The 3,477-nt window shown below is 61.0% G+C and carries 4 protein-coding genes; all 4 read left to right on the plus strand.

Annotated elements, in window-relative coordinates:
- Nucleotides 1–87: 87 nt before the first annotated feature.
- On the plus strand, nt 88–1,287 hold the full coding sequence (gene repA, locus VGN12_30345; protein ID HEY4313780.1) for a plasmid partitioning protein RepA: 1,200 nt from the start codon (nt 88–90) through the stop codon (nt 1,285–1,287).
- On the plus strand, nt 1,284–2,318 hold the full coding sequence (gene repB / locus VGN12_30350) for a plasmid partitioning protein RepB (protein ID HEY4313781.1): 1,035 nt from the start codon (nt 1,284–1,286) through the stop codon (nt 2,316–2,318). Before repA ends, repB begins: the two co-directional genes overlap by 4 nt.
- Before the next feature lie 65 nt (nt 2,319–2,383).
- Nucleotides 2,384–2,602, plus strand: a complete 219-nt coding sequence (locus VGN12_30355; GenBank protein HEY4313782.1) for a hypothetical protein — start codon at nt 2,384–2,386, stop codon at nt 2,600–2,602.
- A gap of 549 nt (nt 2,603–3,151) precedes the next feature.
- The coding region (locus VGN12_30360) for a helix-turn-helix domain-containing protein (protein ID HEY4313783.1) at nt 3,152–3,477 on the plus strand (326 nt) is incomplete at its 3' end.

Genomic DNA, 3,477 nt, shown 5'->3' on the forward strand with positions numbered 1-3,477 from the left:
TCGGAATCGTAGGAAACCGTAACTGCGGCTTTTTGCCGTAATTGCGGTTTTTCGCGCAGTTTGCGTTTGAAGGGGAACATTCGAGAAATGGCGCAGAAACAGGCTCCTGTGGATCGCCCGTCCGAACTGAAAACGCTGATCCGCTCGCACGGCGACTCGCTGTCGCGTCAGCTGCAGGCGCACCATCGTACAATTTTTCCCCCCGAGGCGGAAAAGACGATTCGCAATTTCAACTCGGCAGAGACGGCCAAGCTACTCGGCATCGCCGAAGGCTATCTGCGCCAGTTGGGCGCCGAACGCGGCCAGCCCACGAAGGGCAACCGCCGCAGCTATTCGGTCGGTGACATTGCGGACATTCGTCTGCAGCTCGACCAGGGTGCCCGCAGTGATCGCCGGTACGTGCCGCACCGCAGGGCAGGGGAGCACCTGCAAGTTATCACGGTCATGAACTTCAAAGGTGGCAGCGGCAAAACAACGACGGCCGCCCACCTCGCGCAATTTCTCGCCCTGCATGGCTATCGCACCCTCGCGATCGATCTGGACCCCCAAGCAAGCCTGACAGCCCTCTTCGGCCAGCAACCCGAGTTGAATGTCGGCGAAAACGAAACTTTGTTGGGCGCGATCCGCTACGACGAACACCGCCGGCCGATTGCCGAGGTCGTGCGGGAAACCTATATCCCAGGCCTGCATCTCATTCCGGGCAATCTCGAACTTCAGGAGTTCGAATACGACACCCCCAAAGCGCTGATGCAGCGCGAGCAGGGCGATACCCTGTTCTTCGCGCGCCTCGGCCAATCCCTAGCCGAGATTCAGGATCACTATGACGTCGTGGTGATCGACTGCCCGCCGCAGCTCGGATACCTGACGCTCGCCGCGCTGACCGCTGCCAGCTCCGTCCTGATCACCATCCATCCCCAAATGCTGGATGTAATGTCGATGAGCCAGTTCCTGCAGATGACAGGGGATCTGCTGGCCACCGTCGCCGATGCCGGCGCCGACACCGACTACGATTGGATGAAGTATCTGGTTACCCGTTATGAGCCCGGCGACGGCCCGCAAAATCAGATGGTCGCATTCTTGCGCTCCATCTTTGGCGAACACGTCCTCAATCACCCCATGCTCAAAAGCACCGCGATTTCCGACGCGGGGCTGACCAACCAGACGATCTTCGAAATCGAACGCAGCGCGCTCACCAAATCCACCTATGACCGCGCGATGGAGTCGGTCAACAACGTCAATTCCGAAATCGAGGCGCTCATCAAAGGCGCTTGGGGCAGGGCATCGTGAGCCGTCAGATCTTTGGCAAAACGCCAGCAGAAGGCGCCGGGAGCGAAACGCCTGCGGTGCCGGTCGAACCGCGCGTGGCGCGCAAGCCGCTCATGGGGTTAGAGACACTGGCCCCCCGCAAAGAAGGCCAGCCGGTGGGAGCGTTCGGCGCCTCGCTGAGCAAGCTAAACGAGCGCGGCAAGCATGCGGAAGAGATCGAGAAAAAGCTCGCGTCCGGCCAAATCATTGTTGAGCTCGATACCACGCTGATCGATCCGTCCTTCGTATCAGATCGCATGCCGCTCACCGACGCGGCATTGTCCGACTTGGTCGACGCGATCCGAGAAAGCACGCAGCTCAGCCCGATTTTGGTTCGCCCGCACCCCGACGTTCCGGGACGCTACCAAACGGCCTTCGGTCATCGCCGTGTCCGCGCCGTCTCCATCCTGGGTCTGCCGGTGCGCGCGATCGTGCGCGAGCTCACCGACGAAGAAATGGTGGTGGCGCAGGGCCAGGAAAACCACGCCCGCAAAGACCTGTCCTACATTGAGAAGGCGCAGTTCGCCCGTCGCTTGGAGAACCGGCAGTTTAGCCGCGCCACCATCATGGCGGCGCTGTCGATCTACAAAAGCGATCTGTCCAACATGCTGTCGGTCGCCCACACCATTCCGGAAGAATTGATCGAGGCCATCGGCCCGGCTCCCAACACAGGACGCCGGGGTTGGATTGAATTGGCCGAATTGCTCAAGACGGCCAAGCAAATCGACAGTGCACGCAAAGCAGCCGCCGCCCCGCTGACGCAGGCCCAAGACAGCGACGACCGCTTCCGTGCTGTGCTGTCGGCGCTGAAGCCCGCGCCGGCCAAGTCCAAGACGGACGTTCTGAAAGACGGGGAGGGGGCCAAGATCGGCAAGGTGGCTAGCAACGCGCACCGCCTGGTCGTGACGGTGGACCGCAAGCACGCGCCGGCCTTCGCCGACTATTTGGCGAAGAAACTTCCCGATCTGATGGCCGACTTCGCAAAACAGGCGGACGGAAAGGACGGCACATGAGTCGGCTCGACTCTGTCGCCAGAATCGCACTCAGCTTGACATCGCCACTAGCAGCGAGTCGCCGCGTGTATCCGTCGGAAACCCCAGAAGCCAAACGCCAGCGATCGCGCGCGGTGCGCCAGCGCCAGCGCGATGCCGGCATGACCGAGATCCTTCTGGTGCTGCCGCAATCCTGCGTCGAGCAACTCGACGCCCAGAAATCGCGCCACGGCCTGCGCAATCGCGGCCAGGTGGTCGAGCATTTGTTATTGGAGGGACGTTCGGCCGACCGGCACACGGCCTAAAACACAAAAGCCCGAGTTGGAGCTCGGGCCTTTGAAAATCACGACGGATAGCACGTCTAGTTTGGGAATCGCGGACCGGCAAGTCAACGAATCACTTCCCCCAAAATAGACGCTGAGGTCGCAAACGATCAAGTGGAAACCGCATTTCCGCTGACGCTCGAACCTTGCCTGCCGTGATCCCCGGTACCTGACGGCCCGACGGCCGCGTCCATGTTCACCCTTGGTGGGCATCGGAAAACTGTTGCCAAACGGCAGGGGCGTCGGCCTCCCAAATTCCGCTGCGGCGCCACTGGCCCGCCACAGCGGCCGTTCAGGAGGCCATGAACGATTGAGGAGATAGGTGCGCACAAGACAATAAAAAAGCCCGGAGTTGGCGCTCCAGGCTTTTTGAAATTTCTCGGGAAACCTTGGCTGTAGGTGTCCGCGGCGTCGTCAGATAACGCAATAAACACCCCAACAGCACCATCGTCAAGCGCACCTGATTCAGCGCAAGGCGGAGCTTTGCTTTCCCAGAAGTTGACTTCGCGCACTCCAAAAGGGGTGACCATCATGCTTGGAAGTGCTTTCAGCGAACTGCCTGCCCATCCGCGGCATGTTTCGCCGGTTGCCGACAGTTTTCGTGAACGCTATGGCCGTCCGCCGGCGCTCGATGACAAAGGTCTCCAGCCCGGCAATCTGCTTGCCGCCTTCAAGGGCGCGGCGCGCTATATGGGCGTTCGTGGCAATGTCTTGGTCGCGATCGACTACTTCTTCGCCATGACCAGGCCGCAAGACTGGATGGGCGATGCGCGGCCGATCGTGTGGCCCAGCGCGCGTGAGCAAAGCGAAGCCCTCGGCCTTTCCCCGTCGGGCGTGAAGTTTCTCAACCGGCGCCT

The sequence above is a fragment of the Pirellulales bacterium genome (assembly GCA_036499395.1).
In the GTDB taxonomy this organism is placed as follows: Bacteria; Planctomycetota; Planctomycetia; order Pirellulales; family JACPPG01; genus JACPPG01.

Bases quoted from the DNA above. Each gene is read 5' to 3' on its own strand.
- repA (HEY4313780.1), top strand. From the start codon at position 88: ATGGCGCAGAAACAGGCTCCTGTGGATCGCCCGTCCGAACTGAAAACG.